Source organism: Pseudomonas sp. Teo4, from assembly GCF_034387475.1.
Taxonomy (GTDB): domain Bacteria; phylum Pseudomonadota; class Gammaproteobacteria; order Pseudomonadales; family Pseudomonadaceae; genus Aquipseudomonas.
Genome location: NZ_JAXCIL010000002.1, coordinates 217,079 through 241,074, shown reverse-complemented (window position 1 = coordinate 241,074; position 23,996 = coordinate 217,079). Strand labels below are relative to the sequence as shown.

The 23,996-nt window shown below is 62.9% G+C and carries 23 protein-coding genes; 13 read left to right on the top strand and 10 right to left on the bottom strand.

Features of this window, described 5'->3' with window-relative positions; translation table 11 throughout:
* Positions 1-218 precede the first annotated feature (218 nt).
* The 3 genes from PspTeo4_RS17490 to gdhA all read left to right on the top strand — a co-directional run bounded on the left by PspTeo4_RS17490 (position 219) and on the right by gdhA (position 4,296).
* Complete coding sequence (locus tag PspTeo4_RS17490; RefSeq protein ID WP_322365170.1) at positions 219-629, top strand: hypothetical protein; 411 nt, start codon at positions 219-221, stop codon at positions 627-629.
* 336 nt (positions 630-965) lie between these two features.
* Complete coding sequence (gene ettA, locus PspTeo4_RS17485; RefSeq protein ID WP_322365169.1) at positions 966-2,633, top strand: energy-dependent translational throttle protein EttA; 1,668 nt, start codon at positions 966-968, stop codon at positions 2,631-2,633.
* A gap of 322 nt (positions 2,634-2,955) precedes the next feature.
* A complete protein-coding gene (gene gdhA / locus PspTeo4_RS17480) occupies positions 2,956-4,296 on the top strand; it encodes an NADP-specific glutamate dehydrogenase (protein WP_322365168.1) in 1,341 nt (446 codons plus the stop codon).
* 217 nt (positions 4,297-4,513) lie between these two features.
* On the opposite strand, the gene PspTeo4_RS17475 is transcribed toward gdhA, so the two are convergent.
* The 4 genes from PspTeo4_RS17475 to PspTeo4_RS17460 all read right to left on the bottom strand — a co-directional run bounded on the left by PspTeo4_RS17475 (position 4,514) and on the right by PspTeo4_RS17460 (position 8,082).
* On the bottom strand, positions 4,514-5,011 hold the full coding sequence (locus PspTeo4_RS17475) for a GreA/GreB family elongation factor (RefSeq protein ID WP_322365167.1): 498 nt from the start codon (positions 5,009-5,011) through the stop codon (positions 4,514-4,516).
* Between the two features lie 83 nt (positions 5,012-5,094).
* On the bottom strand, positions 5,095-5,451 hold the full coding sequence (locus PspTeo4_RS17470) for a hypothetical protein (RefSeq protein ID WP_322365166.1): 357 nt from the start codon (positions 5,449-5,451) through the stop codon (positions 5,095-5,097).
* Between the two features lie 212 nt (positions 5,452-5,663).
* Complete coding sequence (locus PspTeo4_RS17465; protein ID WP_322365165.1) at positions 5,664-7,517, bottom strand: DUF4105 domain-containing protein; 1,854 nt, start codon at positions 7,515-7,517, stop codon at positions 5,664-5,666.
* A gap of 76 nt (positions 7,518-7,593) precedes the next feature.
* Complete coding sequence (locus tag PspTeo4_RS17460; RefSeq protein ID WP_322365163.1) at positions 7,594-8,082, bottom strand: DUF3015 domain-containing protein; 489 nt, start codon at positions 8,080-8,082, stop codon at positions 7,594-7,596.
* 255 nt (positions 8,083-8,337) lie between these two features.
* Between PspTeo4_RS17460 and PspTeo4_RS17455 the strand changes: the two genes are divergently transcribed.
* From PspTeo4_RS17455 to PspTeo4_RS17435, 5 genes are all read left to right on the top strand, one after another.
* The gene (locus PspTeo4_RS17455; RefSeq protein ID WP_322365161.1) at positions 8,338-10,776 is read left to right on the top strand and encodes a Lon protease family protein; all 2,439 of its coding nucleotides are present in this window, start codon (positions 8,338-8,340) and stop codon (positions 10,774-10,776) included.
* Between the two features lie 162 nt (positions 10,777-10,938).
* Complete coding sequence (locus PspTeo4_RS17450) at positions 10,939-11,277, top strand: hypothetical protein (protein ID WP_322365160.1); 339 nt, start codon at positions 10,939-10,941, stop codon at positions 11,275-11,277.
* Positions 11,278-11,375: 98 nt separating this feature from the next.
* The gene (locus PspTeo4_RS17445; protein WP_003247486.1) at positions 11,376-11,864 is read left to right on the top strand and encodes a TIGR00645 family protein; all 489 of its coding nucleotides are present in this window, start codon (positions 11,376-11,378) and stop codon (positions 11,862-11,864) included.
* Positions 11,865-11,998: 134 nt separating this feature from the next.
* Positions 11,999-12,304, top strand: coding sequence for a DUF6482 family protein (locus PspTeo4_RS17440; protein WP_322365158.1), 306 nt, complete (start codon positions 11,999-12,001; stop codon positions 12,302-12,304).
* A gap of 85 nt (positions 12,305-12,389) precedes the next feature.
* Positions 12,390-13,007, top strand: a complete 618-nt coding sequence (locus PspTeo4_RS17435) for an FKBP-type peptidyl-prolyl cis-trans isomerase (protein ID WP_322365156.1) — start codon at positions 12,390-12,392, stop codon at positions 13,005-13,007.
* 114 nt (positions 13,008-13,121) lie between these two features.
* Here PspTeo4_RS17435 and PspTeo4_RS17430 read toward each other — a convergent pair whose 3' ends face one another.
* From PspTeo4_RS17430 to PspTeo4_RS17420, 3 genes are all read right to left on the bottom strand, one after another.
* Complete coding sequence (locus tag PspTeo4_RS17430) at positions 13,122-13,367, bottom strand: hypothetical protein (protein ID WP_322365154.1); 246 nt, start codon at positions 13,365-13,367, stop codon at positions 13,122-13,124.
* 85 nt (positions 13,368-13,452) lie between these two features.
* On the bottom strand, positions 13,453-13,794 hold the full coding sequence (locus PspTeo4_RS17425; protein WP_322365153.1) for a zinc ribbon domain-containing protein YjdM: 342 nt from the start codon (positions 13,792-13,794) through the stop codon (positions 13,453-13,455).
* Between the two features lie 181 nt (positions 13,795-13,975).
* Entirely contained in the window at positions 13,976-14,944 is a 969-nt protein-coding gene (locus PspTeo4_RS17420) for a polyprenyl synthetase family protein (protein ID WP_322365152.1), read from the bottom strand.
* Between the two features lie 245 nt (positions 14,945-15,189).
* On the opposite strand from PspTeo4_RS17420, the gene rplU reads away from it, so the two are divergent.
* The 5 genes from rplU (at position 15,190) to PspTeo4_RS17395 (ending at position 18,879) form a co-directional block, all read left to right on the top strand.
* Entirely contained in the window at positions 15,190-15,504 is a 315-nt protein-coding gene (gene rplU / locus PspTeo4_RS17415; protein ID WP_003247466.1) for a 50S ribosomal protein L21, read from the top strand.
* A gap of 37 nt (positions 15,505-15,541) precedes the next feature.
* Positions 15,542-15,799 (top strand): 50S ribosomal protein L27, encoded by a 258-nt coding sequence (rpmA, locus tag PspTeo4_RS17410; RefSeq protein WP_023382395.1) that lies wholly within the window; start codon positions 15,542-15,544, stop codon positions 15,797-15,799.
* Positions 15,800-15,988: 189 nt separating this feature from the next.
* Positions 15,989-17,215 carry an Obg family GTPase CgtA gene (gene cgtA, locus PspTeo4_RS17405; protein ID WP_322365151.1) on the top strand — a complete coding sequence of 409 codons (1,227 nt, stop codon included), beginning with the start codon at positions 15,989-15,991 and terminating at the stop codon, positions 17,213-17,215.
* A gap of 87 nt (positions 17,216-17,302) precedes the next feature.
* Positions 17,303-18,421: a glutamate 5-kinase gene (gene proB, locus PspTeo4_RS17400; protein ID WP_322365150.1), complete on the top strand. Its 1,119-nt coding sequence runs from the start codon at positions 17,303-17,305 to the stop codon at positions 18,419-18,421.
* Positions 18,418-18,879 (top strand): CreA family protein, encoded by a 462-nt coding sequence (locus PspTeo4_RS17395; protein ID WP_416196961.1) that lies wholly within the window; start codon positions 18,418-18,420, stop codon positions 18,877-18,879. The genes proB and PspTeo4_RS17395 overlap by 4 nt, the downstream gene beginning before the upstream one ends.
* A gap of 128 nt (positions 18,880-19,007) precedes the next feature.
* Here the strand turns inward: PspTeo4_RS17395 and mksF are convergent, their stop codons facing one another.
* From mksF to mksB, 3 genes are read right to left on the bottom strand one after another with little or no spacing between them, the layout of a single operon-like run.
* Complete coding sequence (mksF, locus tag PspTeo4_RS17390; protein ID WP_322365149.1) at positions 19,008-21,839, bottom strand: Mks condensin complex protein MksF; 2,832 nt, start codon at positions 21,837-21,839, stop codon at positions 19,008-19,010.
* Entirely contained in the window at positions 21,836-22,543 is a 708-nt protein-coding gene (mksE, locus tag PspTeo4_RS17385) for an Mks condensin complex protein MksE (protein ID WP_322365148.1), read from the bottom strand. Before mksE ends, mksF begins: the two co-directional genes overlap by 4 nt.
* Positions 22,533-23,810 (bottom strand): Mks condensin complex protein MksB, encoded by a 1,278-nt coding sequence (gene mksB / locus PspTeo4_RS17380; RefSeq protein WP_322365147.1) that lies wholly within the window; start codon positions 23,808-23,810, stop codon positions 22,533-22,535. The genes mksE and mksB overlap by 11 nt, the downstream gene beginning before the upstream one ends.
* Positions 23,811-23,996 lie beyond the last annotated feature (186 nt).

The following is a 23,996-nucleotide window of genomic DNA, read 5'->3' as shown; positions in this document are numbered from 1 at the left end:
ATCATGCACGGTGTGTGCCGGAGACCGTGTCCGTACGGGCGTGGCGCACTATACGGCCGGACACCGGGAGCGGGCTAGCATGCCTGTCATTGTGGCAAAGTGCCAGCCAGCCTGTCCTGTGCCGACGGTCGCTGCTGAACCGGTGGGTTCGGCAAGCCCCTGCAACCTGTGCGAGAATGCCGCCCGCTTCAATGACAACGCATCGGAGATGTTCGGTTTTGGTTACCCACTATTCCACCAATGGCCTCGATTCCGCCTGCGGGCGCAGCAGTCAGACCCTTGTCAGCACTGCCGTGACCGAGGACGTATCCTGCAAGTCTTGCCAGCGTTCGCTGGACAAACCTGGCGCAGCCTCCGCGCCCAAGAGCAAGAGCCCGTCGCTGGCTGAACTGCGCAAGACCGCCAAAGCGGCCGCAGAGCCAGCTGCAGCACCGGCGGTCGTTGCGGCCAAGCCGGCCGCCAAGGTCGTCAGCGCACCTGCCGCCAAGCCAGCCAGTCCGGCCATGGCTGCCGAGCAACCGGCCCGCAGTGGCGGTTTCAGCGTGAAGGCCGCCTGGGCCGCGCGCCTGGCGGAGCAGGGTGACCGTTGCCGTTTGCCGCGTGGCAAGGCCAGGCAGCGTCACGTCTGACACATTCGCTACGTCTGTGCGGGCCTCTTCGCGGGTAAACCCGCTCCCACAGGGCCACCACAGCCCATGGACAGCCCCAAGAAGCTGGACACAAATCCAACCTTTGGGGCAATCCACCTGTGGGAGCGGGTTTACCCGCGAAAGGGCCGTAGCGGACTATGTAAAGCCTCGCTGAATCCCCGCGACTTCATCCCCACCATCCGACCACCCTGTGCAACGCCGCGTCTTGGCGTAGAATGGTCGACTTTGTTCAATGACACCCCGTAAACACATCCCCCTGGTCACTCGGCCGGGGCGTACGTCGATGTCTTTACCTATCTGATAGAGGGCTTGGTTTTGGCTCAATACGTCTACACCATGCATCGGCTGAGCAAGGTCGTGCCGCCGAAGCGGGAAATTCTCAAGAACATTTCCCTGTCGTTCTTCCCTGGCGCCAAGATTGGCGTTCTCGGCCTGAACGGCGCGGGTAAATCGACCCTGCTGCGGATCATGGCGGGCGTCGACAAGGAATTCGACGGCGAAGCCCGTCCGATGCCCGACATCAACGTCGGCTACCTGCCGCAGGAGCCGCAACTGGACCCGAACAAGTCCGTCCGTGAAGTGGTCGAGGAAGCGGTCAGCGTGATCAAGGACGCCCAGGCTCGCCTGGACGAGGTCTACGCCGCCTACGCCGAGCCTGATGCCGATTTCGACAAGCTGGCTGCCGAGCAGGCCAAGCTTGAAGCCATCCTGCAGGCTGCCGACGGCCACAACCTGGAGCGTCAGCTGGACGTCGCCGCCGACGCCCTGCGCCTGCCGGCCTGGGACGCCCGCATCGAGCACCTGTCCGGTGGTGAGAAGCGCCGTGTGGCCCTGTGCCGCCTGCTGCTGTCGGCCCCTGACATGCTGCTGCTCGACGAACCAACCAACCACCTGGACGCCGACTCGGTGGCCTGGCTGGAGCGCTTCCTGCACGACTTCCCCGGCACCGTGGTGGCGATCACCCACGACCGTTACTTCCTCGACAACGTCGCCGGCTGGATCCTCGAACTGGACCGCGGCGCCGGTATCCCGTACGAAGGCAACTACTCGGGCTGGCTGGAGGCCAAGTCGGATCGTCTGGCGCAGGAATCCAAGCAGCAGAGCGCCCACGAGAAGGCCATGAAAGAGGAACTGGAGTGGGTGCGCAAAGGCGCCAAGGCCCGCCAGTCCAAGTCCAAGGCCCGTCTGCAGCGCTTTGAAGAAATGCAGTCGCAGGAATTCCAGAAGCGCAGCGAGACCAACGAGATCTACATCCCGGCCGGTCCGCGCCTGGGCGACAAGGTCATCGAGTTCAAGAACGTCACCAAGGGCTACGGCGATCGCGTGCTGATCGACAACCTGTCGTTCGCCATGCCGAAGGGCGCCATCGTCGGCGTGATCGGTGGTAACGGTGCCGGTAAGTCGACCCTGTTCCGCATGCTGATGGGCAAGGAGCAACCGGACTCGGGCAGCATCGAGATCGGCGAAACCGTGCAACTGGCTTGCGTCGACCAGAGCCGCGAAGACCTGGACGGCGGCAAGACCGTGTTCCAGCAGGTTTCCGACGGTTCCGACATGATCCGCATCGGCAACTACGAGATCCCATCGCGCACCTACGTTGGCCGCTTCAACTTCAAGGGCGGCGACCAGCAGAAGTTCGTCAAGGACCTCTCCGGTGGTGAGCGTGGCCGTCTGCACCTGGCGCTGACCCTGAAAGAGGGCGGCAACGTCCTGCTGCTCGACGAACCGTCCAACGACCTCGACGTCGAAACCCTCCGTTCGCTGGAAGAAGCCCTGCTGGACTTCCCGGGCGCCGCCATCGTGATTTCCCACGACCGTTGGTTCCTGGACCGTGTGGCCACCCACATCCTGGCGTACGAAGACGACTCGAACGTGGTGTTCTTCGAAGGTAACTACACCGAGTACGAAGCTGACCGCAAGAAGCGTCTGGGTGACGCTGCTGCCCAGCCGCACCGTGTACGGCACAAGAAGCTGGCCCAGTAAGCCGGTTCAAGCTGCACAGGAATGGGGCCCTTAGTGGCCCCATTTTTGTGCCTGGCTGGATAACGGGGATTGGCCCATTCGCGGGTAAACCCGCTCCCACAGGAACATCGCAAAACCTGGCATCAGCGGGGGCTCTGTGGGAGCGGCTTTAGCCGCGAAGAGGCCAGTTTGTTCAGCATAAAAGCGTTGGTTTTGTATACAATTATATAAAGCGCACCAAAAAATTCAGAAAAACGACATAACGCCCTGTTCCAGTGCGATTGCTTCTTGGTACATTCCAGAAAAAACCAATAAGTCCAATCCTCTTGGTGAGATGTCTACCATGATCGAATCTGTCGATAATTTCCTTGCGCGCCTGAAGCAGCGCGACCCTGCCCAGCCTGAATTCCACCAGGCGGTGGAAGAAGTGCTGCGCAGCCTGTGGCCCTTCCTGGAAGCCAACCCTCACTACCTCAAAGCCGGTATTCTCGAGCGCATGGTCGAGCCGGAGCGCGCTGTGCTGTTCCGTGTGTCGTGGGTCGATGACCAGGGCAAGGTTCAGGTCAACCGCGGCTACCGCATCCAGATGAGCAGCGCCATCGGCCCGTACAAAGGCGGCCTGCGCTTCCACCCGTCGGTGAACCTGGGCGTGCTCAAGTTCCTGGCCTTCGAACAGGTGTTCAAGAACTCCCTCACCTCGCTGCCCATGGGTGGCGGCAAAGGCGGCTCGGACTTCGACCCCAAGGGCAAGAGCGATGCCGAAGTCATGCGCTTCTGCCAGGCCTTCATGAGCGAGCTGTACCGCCACATCGGTGCGGACCTGGACGTGCCGGCCGGTGACATCGGCGTCGGCGCCCGCGAAATCGGCTTCATGTTCGGCCAGTACAAGCGTCTGGCCAACCAGTTCACCTCGGTGCTGACCGGCAAGGGCATGACCTACGGCGGCAGCCTGATTCGCCCGGAAGCCACCGGCTATGGCTGCGTGTACTTCGCCGAAGAAATGCTCAAGCGCCAGAACCTGCGTATCGATGGCCGTCGTGTGGCGATCTCGGGCTCCGGCAACGTGGCCCAGTACGCCGCACGCAAGGTGATGGACCTGGGCGGCAAGGTCATCTCGCTGTCGGACTCCGAAGGCACCCTGTACGCCGAAGCGGGCCTAACCGATGCCCAGTGGGACGCGCTGATGGAGCTGAAAAACGTCAAGCGTGGCCGCATCAGCGAGCTGGCCAGCCAGTACGGCCTGGAGTTCCGCAAGGGCCAGACCCCATGGGGCCTGCCGTGCGACATCGCCCTGCCATGCGCCACGCAGAACGAGCTGGACACCGAAGACGCCCGCACCTTGCTGCGTAATGGCTGCATCTGCGTGGCAGAAGGCGCCAACATGCCGACCACCCTGGAGGCTGTGGATATCTTCCTGGAAGCCGGCATCCTGTATGCCCCGGGCAAGGCCTCCAATGCCGGCGGCGTGGCCGTGTCGGGCCTGGAAATGTCGCAGAACGCCATGCGCCTGCTGTGGACCGCTGGTGAAGTGGACAGCAAGCTGCACAACATCATGCAGTCGATTCACCATGCGTGCGTGCACTACGGTGAAGAGGCGGACGGCAAGATCAACTATGTCAAAGGCGCGAACATCGCAGGCTTCGTGAAAGTGGCCGACGCGATGCTGGCTCAGGGCGTAGTTTGATTTAGGGTATCTGGGGCTGCTTTGCAGCCCAATCGCCGGCAAGCCAGCTCCCACAAGTATGTAGCCCAGCGCAGTACCTGTGGGAGCAACTGTCTTGTGTTGGCTGTACCGGCCTCATCGCCGGCAAGCCGGCTCCTACAGGAGCTGCAGTGATCTCAAGATCGTCGCGGTCCATGTGGGAGCCGGCTTGCCGGCGATTGGGCCGCGCAGCGGCCCCTTACCGCTCCCCTTCGATGTCGACCACCTCGATCAACTGATCCCCCGCCGGCCGCCGCCACATCACTTCATCCCCAGGCCCCGCGCCCAGCAAGGCCCGCCCCAGCGGCGACCCCCAGTTGATCAACCCACGGCTGGCATCGGCCTCATCCTCGCCAACCAGCTGCACCGCATGCTCCTGGCCCTGCTCATCGACGAATTTCACCTGGCTGCCGATCTGCACCTTGTCCCGCGAGGTTGCGGCAGGCACCACCTGCGCGCTCTGCACCCGCGCGCTGTAGTAGCGCAGATCACGCTCGGCATCGGCCAGGCGTTGCTTGTCGGCGTGCTCCCCCTGGGCCTGCAATTCGCTGCGCAAGGCATTGAGTTCGGCCACGCGCTCCTGCAACTGGCGCAGACCGCTGGCGGTGACGTAATTGGGCTGCTCGCTGACCCGCCGCTCCACCGGCTGGTCGGCCTGGGCGGCGGCTTGGTCTTCGTTGACGAATGCTCGGCTCATGCTGGGGCCTCCTTGTGCTGGAGACCATGGTGACAGGTCAGCGGTTTCAGGGAATGTCCGTTTGCGACCCCAGCATTTACAAACTAGTTGCGCCGATAGGCACGTCCGGCGTCGCGGTCTTTTTCCTGCTGCCACTCACGGTCGCGTTCGTCCCAGTAACGCTCACGGTACTGGCGTTGGTCTTCACTGTTCTGCATGGCGTGACACTGGCGGAAGCCGTCGTCCCAGCCGCTTTCGTACTGTCGGTTGTGCAGGTAGCGGGGTACGTCCTTGCGAAAGTCGCCGACCGTCAGCCCGGCCGCCTGGCGACCACTGCTGCAACCGTCCTGGAAACCGTCGGCGTAGGCGGGCGGATAACCTTGGTTGACCATCTGTTCGTGGGTGGTTTCGCAACCTGCAAGCAACAGGGCCACGCACAACCCAAACCAGTACCGCGACATATCCACAAGACCTCTGATCGATCATGGAAAGTCTAGGTGGCGTTTTGTTGGGGAGTCGTCAAAACGGTGTCAAAGAGTCGGTTGGGTATCTTGGCAGTCTGTGCCGGCCTCTTCGCGGGTAAACCCGCTCCCACAGGTACACCACAGGTTTCAAAGACTGTGGTGTACCTGTGGGAGCGGGTTTACCCGCGAAGAGGCCAGCGCAGAAACCCTCAATAGTGATACCACTTCAACTCCAGCATCACCTCATTCTGCGCCGTCGCCAGGTGGCTGAATTCCCGCGAAGCACTCAACCGCAACCCCAGGTTCTGGCTGATCTCCCACTGCTGGTTCAGGCTCACGCTGCGCCGCACTTCGCCATTGGTGAAGTAATCACCCTTCGCCTCCAGCGTCATGTTGCCCAACCCGTTGCGCCACAACAGCCCGCCGTTGAAACCCGCCGCAGGGGCGATGAACTGGGCGAAGTCGTTGTGATGCTCGACCCGTACCGTGCCCAGGGCAAAGCCCAGCAGCCCGTCGGCCAGTTGCCAGGTGCCACCAGCGCCGCCGTTCACATGGCTGACCAGTACCTCGTCATCATGCTTGCCCGGTACCCGCTCAAGGCCCCCGGTAACCTGCCATGACCACGGCTTGAGCAGCTCGTTGCGAGGCGTCAGGGAGCGGATGGTGGCCAGGTCCAGGCGCTGCACCTGCCAGTCGTTGCCTTCGTACTGGCGCAGCTTGAGCTGGAGGATTTCAATCTGCGCGCCCAAGGGGAAGCCATAGGCGTTGTCGTTGAGGTCGTGATAGGCCATGCGCAGGCCGTACTCGGCATAGGCGCGGTCTTCGCGGGTGCCGACGCCCAGTTGCCAGGTGCGCGAGTCATGGCCGTCCTCGGGCAGGCCTGGGCGCTCTATTTCAAGCGCCGGCGGCGGGTTGCGGTTGATCGCCCGCAGCAGCTCGAAGCTGCGTTTGGCCTGCTCGGGGTCGCGCTGCTGGCCGTTGGCGCGATAGCGCTCCAGGCGGTACGCGGCGTCCTGCACCAGGGCTTGGCGCTCACGGGGCAGGGCGGTGAATTCAGGGCTTTGCAATTGCGCGGTGTCGGCGCTGACGGCCAATACCTGGCGCTTTTCTTGGTGATCGAGCGGCTCGGCGCGGGCCAGCAGTTCGCGCTCGCGTGAGGGGCGGTAGTTGATACTGCTGACCAGGCCGGACTGCTTCACCGCCTTGACCGTGTCGGTGGGGATGGCGGTCAACGGGAACTGCGAGGTCAGGTCCAGGCTCGGGCGGGCCACCTGCAGCAGCTCCAGCAGACGGTACGAGCAGTTCTCGTCGAAGAAGAAGTAATCGAACTGGATCTGCTTGAGTTCCCACACGTGCTCGACCATGCGCCCGGTCTCTTCGGGCGTCAGGTCCAGCTGGTACTCCCACAGGTCGCGGTTTTCCAGGCTGCGGTACTCGGACAGCTTCTCCTGGTAGGGCATCAGCGCGAACAGACCGGGGTAGCCGCCCATCAGGCCTTTCCAGGCATACAGGATGCTGTTGTCGCTGCCTTCGATGTACGCGCCGAAGTTGATCGCGTAGCTCAGCAGCGTGGTGTCGTCGCTGCGGGTGTTGGACTGGTCGATGCGCAGCAGGGTATGGCCGAACATCGACGACGGGCTGTTCAGGTAGGCCGCCGGGAATATCAACGCGGCGCTGTGCGGGTCGATCGACTGGTACCAGGTCTTGAACTCCTGGCAGTCCGGCTGCGGCAGGTCAGTCAGCCCAAGCTGCTCGCGCAGCCAGCGGGTGCGGGCGGGAAACACGCATTGGGCGTGTTTGTCACCCAGGCTCGCCGGGGCGTAGAGCGCCTGTACGGTAGCCCGCAGTTCGCGCTCGGGGTGGTGGGCGCCATCGTCGGCGAGAAAGAACGCATCATCGTCCACATAGCTGCGCCAGCCGCCGAGCTTGGCGGTTTCGTAATGGCCCAGGGCAATCCAGTAAGGGGTGTTGGCCAGTTGCTGCACGCGGGCGTCATCCAGCACCGGCGCGGCATGAACGGGGGCGCAGGCAATCAGCGCCAGGTAAGCGAGGCGTTTGAGCATGTCGGGCAACTACTTCTTAACGATGCCGAAAGAAAAGGCGAAACCCGCCCCGGGAACGGGGCGGGAGCAACTGCACTCAAGCCTCGGTAGCGTATTTGGCCAGGCGTGGGTCGCCTTTCAGAACGGCCAGGGTATTGCTGTGGACAGTCTCGGCAGTGACGTCAGCGCTGCTGAAGATCTGGTTGAAGTGCTGGTGGGTGACCGATGCGAAGTAGTCGCGGTCTTCAGGTGCCACGCCGAGGACCACGGCATAGGTGGTCAGCGCTTCGCCCTTGCCCATGGCCATGTCTTCGGACAGCTCGTTCATCATGCCATTCATGGCGAACCACGACTTGCCGCCATAGGTCAGCGATGCCTTGGTCGAGCAGCCGTTGGTGCCGGAGGTCATGCCGAAGGTGGCGTTACCGGAGGTGCCGTTGGTGGTGGAGGCCAGGAAGTGGGCCGGGGTGCCGCGTTGGCCTTCGAACAGCATGTTGCCCCAGCCGCAGTTCGGGCCACCTGGCGCTTCGGCCAGGGCGTTGAGAGAGACCACGGTGAACAGAGTACCCAGAAGAATCCGTTTCATAGCATTTGTTCTCTATTTGTCTTAACCAAGGGTCAGGGTTGTCTGGCAACGCGGTTGCCAGGTCGGGAAAGCGTTTCACCCACCCGCGCAGCTTGGAGTTTAGGCACGATCTAAAGGTTGCGTTGTTGATTGCGAAAAATTTGCTCGCAATTCAAGGGTTATCGCAGCTGCGACATAAAGTCCCGCCGAGCCTTGCAAGGCGCGCGCGGGCAGCGCCAGAATGCTGCTATCCGCCCGCCGAAGTAAGGAAACCCAATGCCCGATCCTGTCGCTGCGCGCCTGCGTCTCGCGCCTGAAGCCCTGACCCGGCGTTTTTCCCCCGAGCAGTTTGCATTCACCAACACCGACGATCTGGAGCCGTTTCGCGGAGTCCTGGGCCAGGAGCGTGCCGTAGAGGCCCTGCAATTCGGCGTGGCCATGCCACGCCCTGGTTACAACGTGTATGTAATGGGCGAGCCCGGCACCGGCCGCTTCTCGTTCGTCAAACGCTACCTCAAGGCCGAGGGCAAGCGTCAGCAGACCCCCGCCGACTGGGTCTACGTCAACCACTTCGATGACACCCGCGAGCCGCGTGCGCTGGAGCTGCCGTCGGGCAGCGCCGCCGAGTTCATCGCCGACATGGGCGGCCTGATCGACAACTTGCTGGCCACCTTCCCAGCGGTGTTCGAGCACCCGTCCTACCAGCAGAAGAAGGGCGCCATCGACCGCGCCTTCAACCAGCGCTACGACCGCGCCCTGGACGTGATCGAACGCGCCTCGCTGGAAAAGGACGTGGCCTTGTACCGCGACGCCAGCAACGTCGCCTTCACCCCCATGGCCGATGGCAAGGCCCTGGACGAAGCCGAGTTCGCGCAGCTGCCGGAAGAGGTGCGTGAGCAGTTCCACGAAGACATCGCCCTGTTGGAAGAGCGCCTCAACGAAGAGCTCGCCAGCCTGCCGCAGTGGAAGCGTGAATCGAACAACCAGCTGCGCCAGCTCAACGAAGAAACCATCACCCTGGCTTTGCAGCCGCTGCTGGCGCCGTTGTCGCAAAAGTACGCCGAGAACGCGGCCGTGTGCGCGTACCTGCAGTCCATGCAGCTGAACCTGTTGCGCACGGTCGTCGAGCAGTTGGTCGACGACAGCAAGGCCGACGCCGCAGCGCGCAAGCTGCTGGAAGAGCAGTACGCCCCGAGCCTGGTGGTCGGCCACCATGCCGATGGCGGCGCACCGGTGGTGTTCGAGCCGCACCCGACCTACGACAACCTGTTCGGCCGTATCGAATACAGCACTGACCAGGGCGCCTTGTACACCTCTTATCGCCAACTGCGCCCAGGCGCGTTGCACCGCGCCAATGGCGGCTTCCTGATTCTGGAAGCCGAGAAAATGCTGGGTGAGCCGTTCGTGTGGGATGCGCTCAAGCGCGCCCTGCAGTCGCGCAAGCTGAAGATGGAGTCGCCGTTGGGCGAGCTGGGCCGTGTGGCCACCGTCAGCCTCACGCCGCAGATGATCCCGCTGAACGTCAAACTGGTGATCATCGGTTCGCGTCAGCTGTACTACGCGCTGCAGGACCACGACTCGGACTTCCAGGAGATGTTCCGGGTACTGGTGGACTTCGACGAAGACATGCCCATGGTCGACGAAAATCTGGAGCAGTTCGCCCAGCTGCTGCGTACCCGCACCAACGAAGAAGGCATGGCGCCGCTGACCAGCGATGCCGTGGCACGCCTGGCCACCTACAGCGCTCGCCTGGCGGAAAACCAGTCGCGGCTGTCGGCGCGTATCGGTGACCTGTTCCAGTTGGTCAGCGAGGCCGACTTCATCCGCCACCTGGCCAGCGACACGATGACCGACGCCGGGCATATCGAGCGTGCGCTCAAGGCCAAGGCCACGCGTACCGGACGGGTCTCGCAGCGGGTGCTGGACGACATGCTCGCCGGCATCATCCTGATCGACACCGAAGGTGCCGCCATCGGCAAGTGCAACGGGCTGACGGTGCTCGAAGTCGGTGATTCGGCGTTCGGTATGCCGGCGCGTATCTCCGCCACGGTTTACCCAGGCGGCAGCGGCATCGTCGATATCGAGCGAGAGGTCAACCTTGGCCAGCCGATCCACTCCAAGGGCGTGATGATCCTCACCGGTTACCTGGGCAGCCGTTACGCCCAGGAGTTCCCGCTGGCGATTTCGGCGAGCATTGCCCTGGAGCAGTCCTACGGCTACGTCGACGGCGACAGTGCGTCGCTGGGCGAGGTGTGCACGCTGATCTCGGCTTTGTCGCGCACGCCGCTCAAGCAGTGCTTCGCGATCACCGGCTCGATCAACCAGTTCGGTGAAGTGCAGGCTGTGGGTGGAGTCAACGAGAAGATCGAAGGCTTCTTCCGCCTGTGCGATGCCCGTGGCCTGACCGGCGACCAGGGCGTGATCATCCCGCGGGCCAACGTCGCCACGCTGATGCTCGACGAACGGGTACTGCAAGCGGTCGAGAGCGGCATGTTCCATGTCTATGCAGTGAGCCAGGCCGACGAGGCGTTGAGCTTGCTGGTGGGCGAGGAGGCCGGGGTGCTGGACGACAAGGGCCAGTTCACCGAAGGCAGCGTCAATGCCCGAGTGGTGGAACGCCTGCGTGAAATCGCCGAGATGATCAGCGAAGAAGACATCAAAGAGGCAGAAAAAGAACGACTGGAGGACATGATTGCCCAAGCCAAACCGGCTTGAGTCAATAAATCGGCGCTGAAGGCGATGTGCTACCGTTCAGCGCCGGTTTTCCATCTTTTTCCGGTGTTCTTCTATGCTGGAACCTAAGGACGTTGTCAGGGTTCAGGATGGAAACAGCCTGGGATTGCAGGCTGAACAGGGCTCATTGGAGGGGACGCGGCCATGCGCAACCTCAGCCTTACTCGCCAGTGCCTGGGCCTGGTGACTCGCATTGAATGCAGCATTCGCCCACTGGCCGGGGACAACGGCATGTGGACCCTGCTGTTCGCAGCCGGCATGGCCGGTGAACAACCTTCGGCGATCAAGGCCCAAGGCCCGTTTCATGGGCCACTGGTGGCCGAATCGGTGCTCAATGCCATCGTCGACAGCCTGACCTTGCATGGGTACCAGGTGGCCAACGACCCGCAGATCTGGGCGCTGCACCTGCAGGCGCAGTTGCGACGGATCAATGGCGAGCGATGCCGGAACCTTGGGGATTATCAGTTCCATCCTGAAACCTGAGCAGACCTGCGGCATCAAGCCGCAGGCTTTTGCTGTCACAGGTGGCTGGCTATACTCGCGCACGCTTTTCCAGTCACCTGACGAGTCCCTATTACTTCATGGAACGTATTCTCGAAAACGCGATGTATGCCTCGCGCTGGCTGCTCGCACCCATCTACTTTGGCCTGTCCCTCGGCTTACTGGCACTTGCCCTGAAGTTCTTCCAGGAAGTCGTCCATGTATTGCCCAACGTTTTCGCCCTGAGCGAAGCCGACCTGATTCTGGTCATCCTGTCACTGATCGATATGTCGCTGGTTGGCGGCCTGCTGGTCATGGTGATGATCTCGGGGTACGAAAACTTCGTTTCGCAGCTGGATATCGATGAAAGCAAGGAAAAGCTCAACTGGTTGGGCAAGATGGATTCCTCGTCGCTGAAGATGAAGGTGGCTGCCTCGATCGTTGCCATTTCCTCCATCCACCTGCTGCGGGTGTTCATGGACGCGCAGAACATCTCTACCGACTACCTGATGTGGTACGTGATCATCCACATGACCTTCGTGGTGTCGGCGTTCTGCATGGGTTATCTGGACAAGCTGACCAAGCACTGATCCGGGCGTTAACCCTGCCTGGCACCGCCCGTCCGTTGCAAAACGGACGGGCGGTGTCGTTTTCGGCTTGTGCTTTCCAAGCGCCTGTACAAAAAATGAGCACTCATGCGTGGTTCCCAAAGCGAGGTGCTCTCATGAACCTGCATCAGCTCAATTCCGAGGCCAGGGCCGGCCATGTCGATGAAGTCAACCTGATCGCCATCGAGGGGGGAGACTACCTGCTCGAGGCCCGGGTCAAGGGCCATGCCCATCCCTTGGCCGATACCCGTGGCCAGCGCTTGCGGGTGCATTCGGTGGAGGATGCGCGCAAGTTGCTGCAGACCATCCCGATGGTCTCCATGAACCTGGTGCATTGGTCCGTGCAGGACGAAATGGTCGGCATGGGCTCACACCCGGAAGAAGACCTCAAAGTACCGATTTCCCCGCGCTCGGCCTGGTAGCTGCTCACAGCTTCCCAGTGTGCTAGGCTGCTCGCCCTTTTCATCAAGGGCGCGGCCTCACTGCGCCCTGCAGTGGAGCACGACAATGTCCGAACTCAACCTGACCACCGACGAATCTCGCGTCAGCTACGGCATCGGCCGTCAGCTGGGCGGCCAGCTGCGCGACAACCCGCCACCAGGCGTCAGCCTGGACGCGATCCTGGCCGGCCTGACCGATGCCTTCAACGGCGCCGACAGCCGCGTCAGCGAAGCCGACCTGTCGGCCAGCTTCAAGGTCATCCGTGAAGTGATGCAAGCCGAAGCTGCCGCCAAGGCCGAAGCCGCCGCTGCCGAAGGCAAGGCATTCCTGGTCGAGAACGCCAAGCGTGACGGCATCACCACCCTGGCTTCGGGCCTGCAGTTCGAAGTGCTGACCGCAGGTGAAGGCGCCAAGCCGACCCGCGAAGACAACGTGCGTACCCACTACCACGGCACCCTGATCGACGGCACTGTGTTCGACAGCTCCTACGAGCGCGGCCAGCCGGCTGAATTCCCGGTAGGTGGTGTGATCGCTGGCTGGACCGAAGCCCTGCAGCTGATGAACGCTGGCAGCAAATGGCGCCTGTACGTGCCGAGCGAGCTGGCTTACGGCGCCCAAGGCGTTGGCAGCATCCCGCCGCACAGCGTACTGGTGTTCGACGTCGAGCTGCTCGACGTTCTGTAAGACCTTGCTGCCCAATCGCCGGCAAGCCGGCTCCCACAGGATTGCTCGTAGCTCAAGGCTTGCGGGGCACCTGTGGGAGCCGGCTTGCCGGCGATGAGGGCGGCGCTGCCAGCCTCAATTCCAGTCTGTTCCCGTGGGGCGCAACGCCCGCGCATAGCAGAACAGAAACAGGTTGCGCACCAGCTCCTTGAGCACCCCCGGTTCACTCGAATTCAACCCGCTCATGTCCAGGTCGCCCTGGTCACGCAGTTCATCGAGCGCTTCTTCTTCAAGCACCGCGCACACCTCGCCGGTTTCGCGATGAAGTATGCGCAGGTAAGGGTGAGGGCGGTCCAGCCAGGCGTCGATCAGATAAGTCATGGCTATTCTCCTTGGATAGCAGTCCCAATGAGAATAATTCTTATTATCTAAATAGCAAGCGCCAATTGGCAATTTCTGTGTAAAGTCAGACCTTACGTACGAACTCCGACTTCAGCTTCATCGCGCCAATGCCGTCGATCTTGCAGTCGATATCGTGGTCGCCGTCGCACAGGCGGATGTTCTTGACCTTGGTGCCGACCTTGACCACCAGGGAAGAGCCTTTGACCTTGAGGTCCTTGATCACGGTGACGGTGTCGCCGTCCTGCAGGACGTTGCCGACCGAATCCTTCTTCACCACATCGTCGCTGGCCGCTTCGGCATCGCCGCTGGCCGACCACTCGTGGGCGCACTCAGGGCAGATCAGCTGGGTGCCATCCTCATAGGTGTATTCGGAGTTGCATTTGGGGCAGGGTGGCAGAGTGCTCACTTCGGTTCCTTAAACAGACGGACGGTTAAAGACCCATATTGTATAAGGTTTTGCCGAGGAAGTGTTTTTGTCCGCACAAATGCATCGCGGGTAAACCCGCTCCCACAGGCTCAGCGCGGAATCAAGGATTTGCGCTGTATCTGTGGGAGCGGGTTTACCCGCGAAAGAGGCGACGCGGTGGTCAGTGCGTACGCGCGACCGCAAACTCGCTCAGCTCGACCAGCGCATCCCGGCATTCGCTGGCGGGCAGCACTTCCAGGCAGGCAATGGCACGCTTCACATAATCACGGGCCAGTTCGGCCGTGTACTTGAGCGCACCCGAAGCCTTGACCGCTTCGCGGATCTGCTCCAGGTCTTCGAGGCCGCCCTTCTGGATCGCCTTGCGCACCAGCGCCGCTTGCTCCGGCGTGCCTTCACGCATGGTGTAGATCAATGGCAGAGTCGGTTTACCTTCGGCCAGGTCGTCGCCGACGTTCTTGCCCAGGGCTTCTGCGTCGCCTTCGTAGTCGAGCAGGTCGTCGACCAGCTGGAAGGCCACGCCCAGATGGTCACCGAAGGTGCGCAGTGCTTCGCGCTGCTCGTCGGTGGCACCGGCCAGCGCTGCGGCGCTGTGGGTCGAGGCTTCGAACAGCATCGCGGTCTTGCCGCGGATGACGTCCATGTAGATTTCCTCGGTGGTGCTGGCATCGCGCACGCGCGACAGCTGCAGCACCTCGCCCTCGGCGATGACGCGGGTGGCCTGGGAGAGGATTTTCATGACCGGCATCGAGCCCAGTTCGACCATCATTTCGAACGAGCGCGAATAGAGGAAATCGCCCACCAGCACGCTCGGTGCGTTGCCCCACAGGGCGTTGGCGGTGGAGCGGCCACGGCGCATGCCGGACATGTCGACCACGTCGTCGTGCAGCAGGGTGGCGGTATGCAGGAACTCGATGGTGGCGGCCAGCAGGCGCAGGTCGTCGCCCTCACGGCCCAGTGCCTTGCCGCACAGCAGCACCAGCAAGGGGCGCAGGCGTTTGCCGCCAGCGGACGTGATATAGTCGCCGATCTTCGATACCAGCGGCACGCGCGAGGTCAGCTGCTTCTTGATGATCTCGTCGACGGCGCTGAAATCGTCAGCCACCGCGCGGTAGAAGGATTGGGGTTGCATCGGCTGCTCCATTGAGGTTGCGCGGCATGCTAGGTCGCAGGTCCCGGTGTGTCAAGGCGCGCTGCCCGTGGGCCGGGGGCGGTACTTGCAAGGCAAACCTGGGTTGCGTACAATCGCGCACCCTAACTTCCTGGGCAGCACCTGCCTTACGCAATTGCACAGGGCCGTTCCAGCCTAGTGCAGCCATGCCAGCCAATACTCATCATATAAAGCGCTGGGTGAGCAGGATTATCGGAGAAATACCCATGTCTTACGCAGTAATCGTTACCGGCGGCAAGCAGTACAAAGTCGCTGAAGGTGAATTCCTCAAGATCGAGAAACTGGAAGTCGCCACTGGCGAATCCGTTACCTTCGATCGCGTTCTGCTGGTTGCCAACGGTGAAGAAGTCACCATCGGCGCTCCAGTCGTCGCCGGCGCTAAAGTGGTTGCCGAAGTCGTTTCGCAAGGCCGTCACGACAAAGTACGTATCATCAAGTTCCGTCGTCGTAAGCACCACATGAAGCGTATGGGCCACCGCCAGTGGTTCACCGAAATCAAAATCACCGGTATCCAGGCTTAATCCCCTCGATCCCCTGAATTTATTGGAGAATTGAACCATGGCACACAAAAAGGCTGGTGGTAGTACTCGTAACGGTCGCGACTCAGAATCGAAACGCCTTGGCGTGAAGATGTATGGCGGCCAGGTCATCAAGGCCGGCAACATCATCGTCCGCCAGCGCGGCACCCAATTCCACGCCGGCTACGGCGTTGGCATGGGCAAAGATCACACTCTGTTCGCCAAGATCGAAGGCGTGATCAAGTTCGAGAAGAAAGGCGAGTTCAACCGCCGTTACGTGAGCATCGTCGCAGCCTAATCGCGACGTCGCTCCAGAAGCCCCGTCATGCGACGGGGCTTTTTCGTTTGTGGTGAGCCTCTTGCAAAGCTGTTTGTATGGGCTGCCGGCGTTGGTTTCTACGGTCGTACGGGGCCGCCGCGCTCATTTTTGCAAGAGCCTCAGGTTTTTTAAGTATTCAACTCGTCGTCTGACGAGAGGCGGTTTTGAATGAAGTTTGTTGACGAAGTATCCATTCGGGTCAAGGCCGGTGACGGCGGTAACGGTTGCATGAGCTTCCGTCGCGAGAAGTTCATCGAAAACGGCGGCCCCAACGGCGGCGACGGTGGTGATGGCGGCTCGGTGTACATGGTGGCCGACGAAAACCTCAACACCCTGGTCGACTACCGCTACACCCGTCACCACGAGGCCCAGCGCGGCTCCAACGGTGGCAGCACCGACTGCACCGGCAAGAAGGGCGATGACCTGTTCCTGCGCGTGCCGGTCGGCACCACCGTGATCGATGCCTCGACCCAGGAAGTGATCGGTGACCTGATCGCCCCGGGCCAGAAGCTGATGGTCGCCCAGGGCGGCTGGCACGGCCTTGGCAACACCCGCTTCAAGTCCAGCACCAACCGTGCGCCACGCCAGACCACGCCGGGTAAGCCGGGTGATCAGCGTGACCTGAAGATGGAGCTGAAAGTGCTGGCGGACGTCGGTCTGCTCGGTTTGCCGAACGCTGGCAAGAGCACCTTCATCCGTTCGGTTTCGGCGGCCAAGCCGAAAGTCGCCGACTACCCGTTCACCACCCTGGTGCCGAACTTGGGCGTGGTCAGCGTCGACCGTTGGAAGAGCTTCGTCATCGCCGACATCCCCGGCCTGATCGAAGGCGCCTCCGACGGTGCTGGCCTGGGTATCCGCTTCCTCAAGCACCTGGCCCGTACCCGCGTGCTGCTGCACCTGGTCGACCTGGCGCCGCTGGATGAAAGCAGCCCGGCCGATGCCGCCGAAGTGATCATCAACGAGCTGGCGCAGTTCAGCCCGTCGTTGATCGAGCGTGAGCGCTGGTTGGTGCTGAACAAGTCGGACATGATCATGGACGACGAGCGCGACGAGCGCGTCAAGGAAGTGGTCGAGCGTCTGCAGTGGGAAGGCCCGGTCTATGTGATCTCGGCCATCTCCAAGCAGGGCACCGAGCAGCTCAGCCACGACCTGATGCGTTACCTGGAAGACCGTGCCGACCGCATCGCCAACGACCCGGACTACGCCGAAGAGCTGGCTGACCTCGATCAGCGCATCGAAGACGAAGCCCGTGCCCAGCTGCAGGCCCTGGACGACGCCCGTACCCTGCGTCGCACCGGCGTCAAGAGCGTGCACGACATCGGCGACGATGACGATTGGGATGATGATTTCGAGGACGACGAAGACGGTCCGGAAATCATTTACGTGCGCGACTGACCGGTTGCAGTACACTGAACGCCGCTTTTTCAAGCGGCGTTTTGGTATCTACGGTATCTACAGATTCGACATAGGTTGGAAGAGAAGATGCGAAGCAAGGTGACAGGCGCCAAGCGCTGGGTCGTGAAGATCGGCAGCGCGCTGCTGACGGCCGATGGCAAGGGCCTCGACCGCGGCGCCATGGCTGTCTGGGTCGAGCAGATGGTGGCGCTGCGCGAAGCGGGCGTGGAGTTGGTATTGGTCTCCTCCGGGGCCGTGGCTGCCGGCATGAGCCAGCTTGGCTGGACCTCGCGACCGAGTGCGATGAACGAGCTGCAGGCCGCAGCCTCCATTGGCCAGATGCGCCTGGTACAAGCCTGGGAGTCGAGCTTCGGCGAGCATGGCAAGCACACCGCGCAGATCCTTCTTACCCATGACGACCTGTCCGACCGCAAGCGTTACCTGAACGCCCGCAGCACCCTGCGCACCCTGGTCGACCTGGGTGTGGTGCCGGTGATCAACGAGAACGACACCGTGGTCACCGACGAGATCCGCTTCGGCGACAACGACACCCTGGCCGCGCTGGTGGCCAACCTGGTGGAAGCCGACCTGCTGGTGATCCTCACCGACCGCGACGGCATGTTCGATGCAGACCCGCGCAACAACCCCGAAGCCCAGCTGATCTACGAAGCCCGTGCCGATGACCCGTCGCTGGATGCCGTGGCCGGTGGTACCGGTGGCGCCCTGGGCCGTGGCGGTATGCAGACCAAGCTGCGCGCAGCGCGCCTGGCGGCCCGTTCCGGCGCACACACCATCATCATCGGTGGGCGTATCGAGCGCGTGCTCGACCGCCTGAAGGCCGGTGAGCGCCTGGGTACGCTGCTGTCGCCTGAGCGCGGCATGCTCGCGGCACGCAAGCAATGGCTGGCTGGTCACTTGCAGACACGTGGCACGCTGGTGCTCGATGCTGGCGCCGTGCAAGCGCTGCGAGCGGCCAACAAAAGCTTGCTGCCGGTGGGCGTGAAGACCGTGCAGGGTAGCTTCCGCCGTGGCGAAATGGTGGTTTGCGTCGGCCCGGATGGCGTCGAGGTGGCGCGCGGCCTGGCCAACTACAGCGCGCTGGAAGCACAGAAGATCATCGGCCAGCCGTCCGATGCCATCGAAGCCGTGCTGGGCTACATCGCCGAGCCAGAGCTGGTACACCGCGACAATCTGGTGCTGGTATGAGCATGCTGAAGCGGGCTATTGCCGTGGTGGCGCTGGCGCTGCCAATGCTGGCCGGGGCTGAAGAAGTCGGCCAGGTGTCCACCGTGTTCAAGTTCCTCGGGCCGAACGACCGCATTGTGGTCGAGGCTTTCGATGACCCCAAGGTCGACGGTGTGACCTGCTACCTGTCGCGCGCCAAGACTGGCGGCGTGAAGGGTGGGCTGGGGCTGGCGGAAGACCGTGCGGAGGCCTCGATTGCCTGCCGTCAGGTTGGGCCGATCAGCTTCAAGGGTGAGTTGAAGGACGGCGAGGAGGTGTTCAAGGAGCGCACCTCGCTGGTGTTCAAGACCATGCAGGTGGTGCGGTTCCTGGACAAGAAGCGCAATACGCTGGTGTATCTGGTGTACAGCGACCGCTTGATCGAGGGCAGCCCGCAGAATGCGGTGACAGCGATTCCGATCTTGCCGTGGGCCAAGTAACACCGCGTTGAAGCCATCGCCGGCAAGCCGGCTCCCACAGGATATCTACCGCTCTTGAGGGCTGTGGAGATACTGTGGGAGCCGGCTTGCCGGCGAATGGGCCGCAAAGCGGCCCCGTTCCCACCGAATCAGGCCAATTCCTCGGCCTCATCCTCGCGCACGATCGCCTTCTCCACATCCAGGCGGCTGATGTACTTCCAGTCCGCCTCGTCGATGTAGATACCATTCGGCCCGCTGCCACCTTCCAGGTCGATCGCCACCCGCGCCGATACCTGCGGCTTCACGCTCGCCAGAATCGGCACGAAGCCCAGCTGCAAGCTGGTCTCCAACAGTGCCGCCTGGTTGCGTTCGTCGATGTCCGCCGCCTCGTCGAGGTAGTAGGGCAGACGAATGCGGCCGGCCAGGTCGCGGTCCATCAGGTGCAGCAACAAGTACATGTTGGTGAGTGCCTTGATGGTCATGGTGGTGCCGTTGGACGCAGCGCCGTCGATGTCGGCGTGGATCACCGGCTGGCTGTTGACCTTGGTGATCTCGAAAGCCAGCTCGAACAGGTCTTTCAGGCCCAGCTGGTTGTGGTTGGCCGCCACCAGCCGCGCCAGGTACTCCTTGGCCTCTTCGTTCTTGTGGTCCTGCTCGGCACTCTGGGTCAGGTCGAACACCGACAGGGTTTCGCCTTCCTCGTACTGGCCGGCGCTGTGGATGATCTGGTCGATGTGCTTGAGCGCTTCCTTGTTCGGCGCCAGGACCACGCGGAAGCTTTCCAGGTTGGACACCTGGCGCTTGTTGATCTCGCGGTTGAACAGCGCCAGCTGGTGCTCGAGGCTGTCGTAGTCGCTGCGGATGTTGCGCAGGGTCCGGGCGATGTCGGTGACTGCAGCGCGACGCGCCTTGGCCAGGGTCAGGGCCTCGTCGGTACGGTGCGCGTAAGCGTTCACCAGCAGCTGCAGGCGGCGCTCCATGTCGTCTTCGCTGTCGAACTTGGCCACGCCCTTGAGGCGAACCTGGGCGTACAGCGCCTCGATCTGATTGTCGACACGCTGCAGGCCCTGCCAGCTGTCCTGGTAGTCGTTGAGCAGCGGCAGCAGGTTGTCCATCGAGTCGTCGACCGCTTCCATGAACGGCGTGCCGTAGGGCAGGTCGGCGGGCAGCAGTTGGCGACGGCGCAGGGCATCTTCCAAGGTGCGTTGCTTGGATTCGAGATCGCCGATCTGGCGGCCCACCAGTTGCAGCTTGGCCGACAGTTGCTGGACGCGTTCGGTGAAGGCGTCGCTGGAGCGCTTGAGTTCGTCCTGGGCGGCTTCCAGTTGCGCCAGCTGCTCCATTTTCTCCGGCTCTTCAGCCGCCAGGGTTTCGCTGCGGCGGAAGTCTTCCAGGGCTTTCTGGGCATCCAGCACTTGCTGGTACAGCGCTTCGGTCTGGGCTTTCGACGCCGAGCGGTCAGCGGCCACGGCCTGCTGGGTCTTGAGCTGCTTGAGCTCGCGCTCCAGTCGATCCTTCTGGTCGCGCAGGGCGGCGCGGTCGGCCAGGGCCTGCAGGGCCGGCGGGTCGATGTGGGTGAGGTCGATGGACAGGCCGGGTGCCTCGAAGCGCTCACCCTTGAAGCCGTCGAGCACCGCTTCCAGGGATTTTACCCACAGGTCGCTGTCGTCCAGTTCGATGCCGCGATCACCCAGCGGCAGGCTGAACAGTGCGCCGTTGAACAGGCGCATCAGGCGGTCGACGTCCTGCTGCGAGAACTCTTCGCGCAGGCGGGCGTAGCTGTTGTTGTCGGCGTGGTCGAGCTGCTGCTTGACCTGCTTCAGGCGTTTTTCCAGGTCACGCACGCGCTCGTCGAGGTCTTCGGCGGAGAACTGGCGCGATTGGGCCAGGGCGCCGGCCAGTTCGTCGTGGGCGTCCTTGGCGGCCAGCAACTGCTGTTCCAGGACTTTGACGTCGTCGACCAGGGCAAAGCGGTGCTTGAGCACCGACAGCTCGCCAAGCCAGCGCTGAATGCCGGTGATCTCACGTTCCAGGCGCATCAGCTCCTGGGTGCCGCCACGTTGATCGTTCTGCAGGCGGTCTTGCTCGCCGCGGAAGTGCTCGGCCTGGATGACCAGTTCTTCCTTGCGCGCCATGGCGTATTCCTGCCAGGTGCCCAGCAGGTTGTCGAGCAGAGGCGAGAGGCGGTGCAGCTTGCCGCGCAGGATGTCGCGCTGGGCCACGCCGCCAGCCAGGGCTTCGACCAATGGGCCGGCCGCGACCAGGGCGTTGTAGTCCTGCTCCATGCGGCGCACGTCACGGAAGGCTTCTTCGCAGGCGGCGATGTAGTCGACGCTGCCCGAGCGCAGGCTGTGCTCGAAGGCATCGAGGAATAGCTGCTTGAGCTTGGCGGCGGTGATTTCGCGCATGTGCAGCAGGTTGATGAACAGGGCGCGGAAGGTTTTCAGGCTCTGCTCGCTGGTCGAGCGCAGCGGGATCAGGGTCAGGTCCAGCGGCACCGAGGTGTGGCCGCCGACCAGCAGCCGGCGCAGTTCGTCCGGCTTGAGTTCATAGGCCTTCAGGCCCAGGCGCTCGAGGTTGGTGAACAGCTCTTTCTGGCGCAGGCAGGTGTCGTTCTTCTGGTAGTGGGCCAGGTCCAGCTCGCCCTTGTAGGCGAAGAACTGGTGACCGAAGCCGCCGCCCGGGCCGCGGCCGACCACGCCGATCACGTGCGGGCCGTGGGGCAGGTTCAGTTCGCACAGAATGTAGGAGGTGTCGCTGGCGAAGTAGAACCGGCGCGACTGCTCCAGGCTGTACTTGCCGAAGCTCATGTCCGACATGCGCGCCAGAATCGGGAATTGCAGGGCGTTGATCGATGCCGATTTACCCAGGTTGTTGGCGCCGTAGACCGACAGCGGGTGTTCCAGCGGGAACAGGCCAAGGCTGTAGCCGGCGGTGTTGAGCAGTGCGAAGCGGCGGATGCCGTAGCGTTCCTGGCTCATGCGTCAATCTCCTGTTGCTCTTCGCGGATGGCCCGGGCCAGGGCGTCCTCTTCGCTTTCCTCGTCGTCGAACGGCGCCAGGTCCAGCGGGTCGTCGGTGCGGTTGAGTTGCTCCGGGGTTTCTTCCTCGACCAGCACCGGGGTCGGCAGCGGCAGGTCGCTGTGCAGACTGGCCGCCAGGTCGCGGTCCTGCTGCACCGACAGGCACACGTCGAGGAAGCGGTGCATCGGCGGCAGGAAGCGGTAGATGCCGCCTTCCTCGTGGGCGAAGCCGAGCTGGGTCATGCGGCGCATGATCTTTTCTTCCAGCTCGTCGACGGTCTGCACTTCGGCCTGCAGGAACAGGTCGCGGTACTTGTCCAGCAGCGAGGGCAGCTCGTCACGGCCGATGCTGCCGCCGTCGAGCACGGCCATCGGGTCACGGCCCTGGTCGGCCAGGTGCTCGACGATGATGAAGGTGAACAGCGACAGGCGCTGGGCGGTCTTGTTGACCTGCGCGGCGGCCTGCTCGGGCACGAAGTAGTAGAAACCACGGGTGTCGCACACCAGCTCGAAGCCCAGGGCCTTGAACAGGGTGCGGTACTGGTCCTGGAAGTTCGACAGCTGGCCGTACATTTCAGGGGCGCGGCGGCTGACGTGGAAGCCCTTGAACAGCTCGCGGAAGATCGGCGCGAGCTGGGACAGTTCGGAAAGATCAAGATGCATTGGCTGGGCTCGCGTTGGTTTCAGGCGATGGTTCGCGGCTGGACGTCAGGGCGAACGAGCGCAGGCTGACCAGGTGTTCTTGGGTGGTGTACTCGCGCCGATCGAGGCGCTCGCGCTTGAAGCGCTTTTCCCGCGACAGGCGCGAGAACCAGTACAGCAATTCGTCGGTGGCGCCTTCGGGCTCCTGCTCCAGCAGCCAGACCATCAGGTCGGGCAGCGGCAGGGCGTCTTCGCAGCGCTCAAGCATTTCCTTGACTGTGCGTGGCGCGCGCGGCAGCGGGCCTTTCTGGGTCTTGTGCGCCTTGGGGAACTTGGCCGGTTTCGGCTCGAAGCGGGCCAGGGCGTAAACATAGGCCTCGACCTGGCTGGCGCTGCCGAGGAAGGTGCTCTGCGGGCGGGTGAACAGCGGCATGGCGGCGTGGGGCACGGCGTCGATACCCTTGCGTCGGATCACCGACAGGGCCAGTGCCGCGCCACGGGTCACAGCGTTGTGCCGGCGCGCTTCTTCGCGCAGTGGCAGCAGCAGCTCACGGGCATGGCGCAGGGTCAGCTGGGCGCTGGTCTGCATTTCGAGAATGCGCGCGTGGGTACGCAGCAGCATGTCGTCGTCGACCAGGTGGCCCAGGCGGGCCTGCTCGCCCAGCAGCTTCAGCAGTACGGTCTCGACCTTGCGCACGCCCTGTTCGAAGGCGCCGTCGGCGTTCACCAGCTGGATCATCGGCTCGACGTACTCGTCCCAGGTCGCCAGGACCTCGGCATAACGTTGGCGCAGCGGGATCTGGCGATTGCTGGTCTTGGCCCGTTCGGCAACGGCCACCAGGGCCTGTTCGTCGTTGTCGAGCTTCTTGAGTACGTCGCGCACGCGCATGTCGAGCAGGCGCAGCTGGCGCGCCAGGTCGTCGCTGTCGCGGTTGTCGAAGGCATCCTGGATATGCCCGGCCAGGCGTTCCAGGTGGCGCAGGTAAGCCTCGATCTCCAGGCACAGGCCCAGGCGGTGCTCGCGGCGCAGGTAGGCGAGGAAGTCGTGGATCTGGGCGTTGAGCTCGAAGCGGTTCGGGCTCTTGGCCACCGGGACCAGGATATCCAGGCGGATCCACACGTCGAGCAGCTGGGTGATGTCCTGCGGCGTGCTTTCGACTTGCTGGCGGGCCAGCTGCTGGCGCAGTTCGACCAGGCTCAGGGTGCCCTGGTCGAAACGCTCGCACAGCGGCTCGATCAAGGCCCAGTGTTCGGCTAGGGCGCGCAGGACGCGCTTGGGTTCGATCATTGGCGTCGACTCGTTGCCAAATAAAAGGGGGCGATTGTACTGCATCCTTGGGGGAGGATTTCACCCCTTGGTCTGTAATGAGGGATAACCTTTATTTTTTTGTGTGTATGGCGGGGTAGTTTTGTCGCCGGTGAGATCGAGCGCCGCCCGCGCGGCGCATCGCGAGCAAGGCTCGCTCCTACGTTT

What these genes read in the sequence shown, in the direction of transcription:
- PspTeo4_RS17450 (WP_322365160.1), top strand. Translation starts at nt 10,939, where the DNA reads ATGCGCAACCTCAGCCTTACTCGCCAGTGCCTGGGCCTGGTGACTCGC.
- PspTeo4_RS17475 (WP_322365167.1), bottom strand. Translation starts at nt 5,011, where the DNA reads ATGAGCCGAGCATTCGTCAACGAAGACCAAGCCGCCGCCCAGGCCGAC.
- rpmA (WP_023382395.1), top strand. Translation starts at nt 15,542, where the DNA reads ATGGCACACAAAAAGGCTGGTGGTAGTACTCGTAACGGTCGCGACTCA.
- rplU (WP_003247466.1), top strand. Translation starts at nt 15,190, where the DNA reads ATGTCTTACGCAGTAATCGTTACCGGCGGCAAGCAGTACAAAGTCGCT.
- PspTeo4_RS17395 (WP_416196961.1), top strand. Translation starts at nt 18,418, where the DNA reads ATGAGCATGCTGAAGCGGGCTATTGCCGTGGTGGCGCTGGCGCTGCCA.
- PspTeo4_RS17440 (WP_322365158.1), top strand. Translation starts at nt 11,999, where the DNA reads ATGAACCTGCATCAGCTCAATTCCGAGGCCAGGGCCGGCCATGTCGAT.
- PspTeo4_RS17445 (WP_003247486.1), top strand. Translation starts at nt 11,376, where the DNA reads ATGGAACGTATTCTCGAAAACGCGATGTATGCCTCGCGCTGGCTGCTC.
- PspTeo4_RS17465 (WP_322365165.1), bottom strand. Translation starts at nt 7,517, where the DNA reads ATGCTCAAACGCCTCGCTTACCTGGCGCTGATTGCCTGCGCCCCCGTT.
- gdhA (WP_322365168.1), top strand. Translation starts at nt 2,956, where the DNA reads ATGATCGAATCTGTCGATAATTTCCTTGCGCGCCTGAAGCAGCGCGAC.
- PspTeo4_RS17460 (WP_322365163.1), bottom strand. Translation starts at nt 8,082, where the DNA reads ATGAAACGGATTCTTCTGGGTACTCTGTTCACCGTGGTCTCTCTCAAC.
- PspTeo4_RS17455 (WP_322365161.1), top strand. Translation starts at nt 8,338, where the DNA reads ATGCCCGATCCTGTCGCTGCGCGCCTGCGTCTCGCGCCTGAAGCCCTG.
- cgtA (WP_322365151.1), top strand. Translation starts at nt 15,989, where the DNA reads ATGAAGTTTGTTGACGAAGTATCCATTCGGGTCAAGGCCGGTGACGGC.
- proB (WP_322365150.1), top strand. Translation starts at nt 17,303, where the DNA reads ATGCGAAGCAAGGTGACAGGCGCCAAGCGCTGGGTCGTGAAGATCGGC.
- PspTeo4_RS17430 (WP_322365154.1), bottom strand. Translation starts at nt 13,367, where the DNA reads ATGACTTATCTGATCGACGCCTGGCTGGACCGCCCTCACCCTTACCTG.
- mksE (WP_322365148.1), bottom strand. Translation starts at nt 22,543, where the DNA reads ATGCATCTTGATCTTTCCGAACTGTCCCAGCTCGCGCCGATCTTCCGC.
- mksF (WP_322365149.1), bottom strand. Translation starts at nt 21,839, where the DNA reads ATGAGCCAGGAACGCTACGGCATCCGCCGCTTCGCACTGCTCAACACC.
- PspTeo4_RS17420 (WP_322365152.1), bottom strand. Translation starts at nt 14,944, where the DNA reads ATGCAACCCCAATCCTTCTACCGCGCGGTGGCTGACGATTTCAGCGCC.
- mksB (WP_322365147.1), bottom strand. Translation starts at nt 23,810, where the DNA reads ATGATCGAACCCAAGCGCGTCCTGCGCGCCCTAGCCGAACACTGGGCC.
- PspTeo4_RS17470 (WP_322365166.1), bottom strand. Translation starts at nt 5,451, where the DNA reads ATGTCGCGGTACTGGTTTGGGTTGTGCGTGGCCCTGTTGCTTGCAGGT.
- PspTeo4_RS17435 (WP_322365156.1), top strand. Translation starts at nt 12,390, where the DNA reads ATGTCCGAACTCAACCTGACCACCGACGAATCTCGCGTCAGCTACGGC.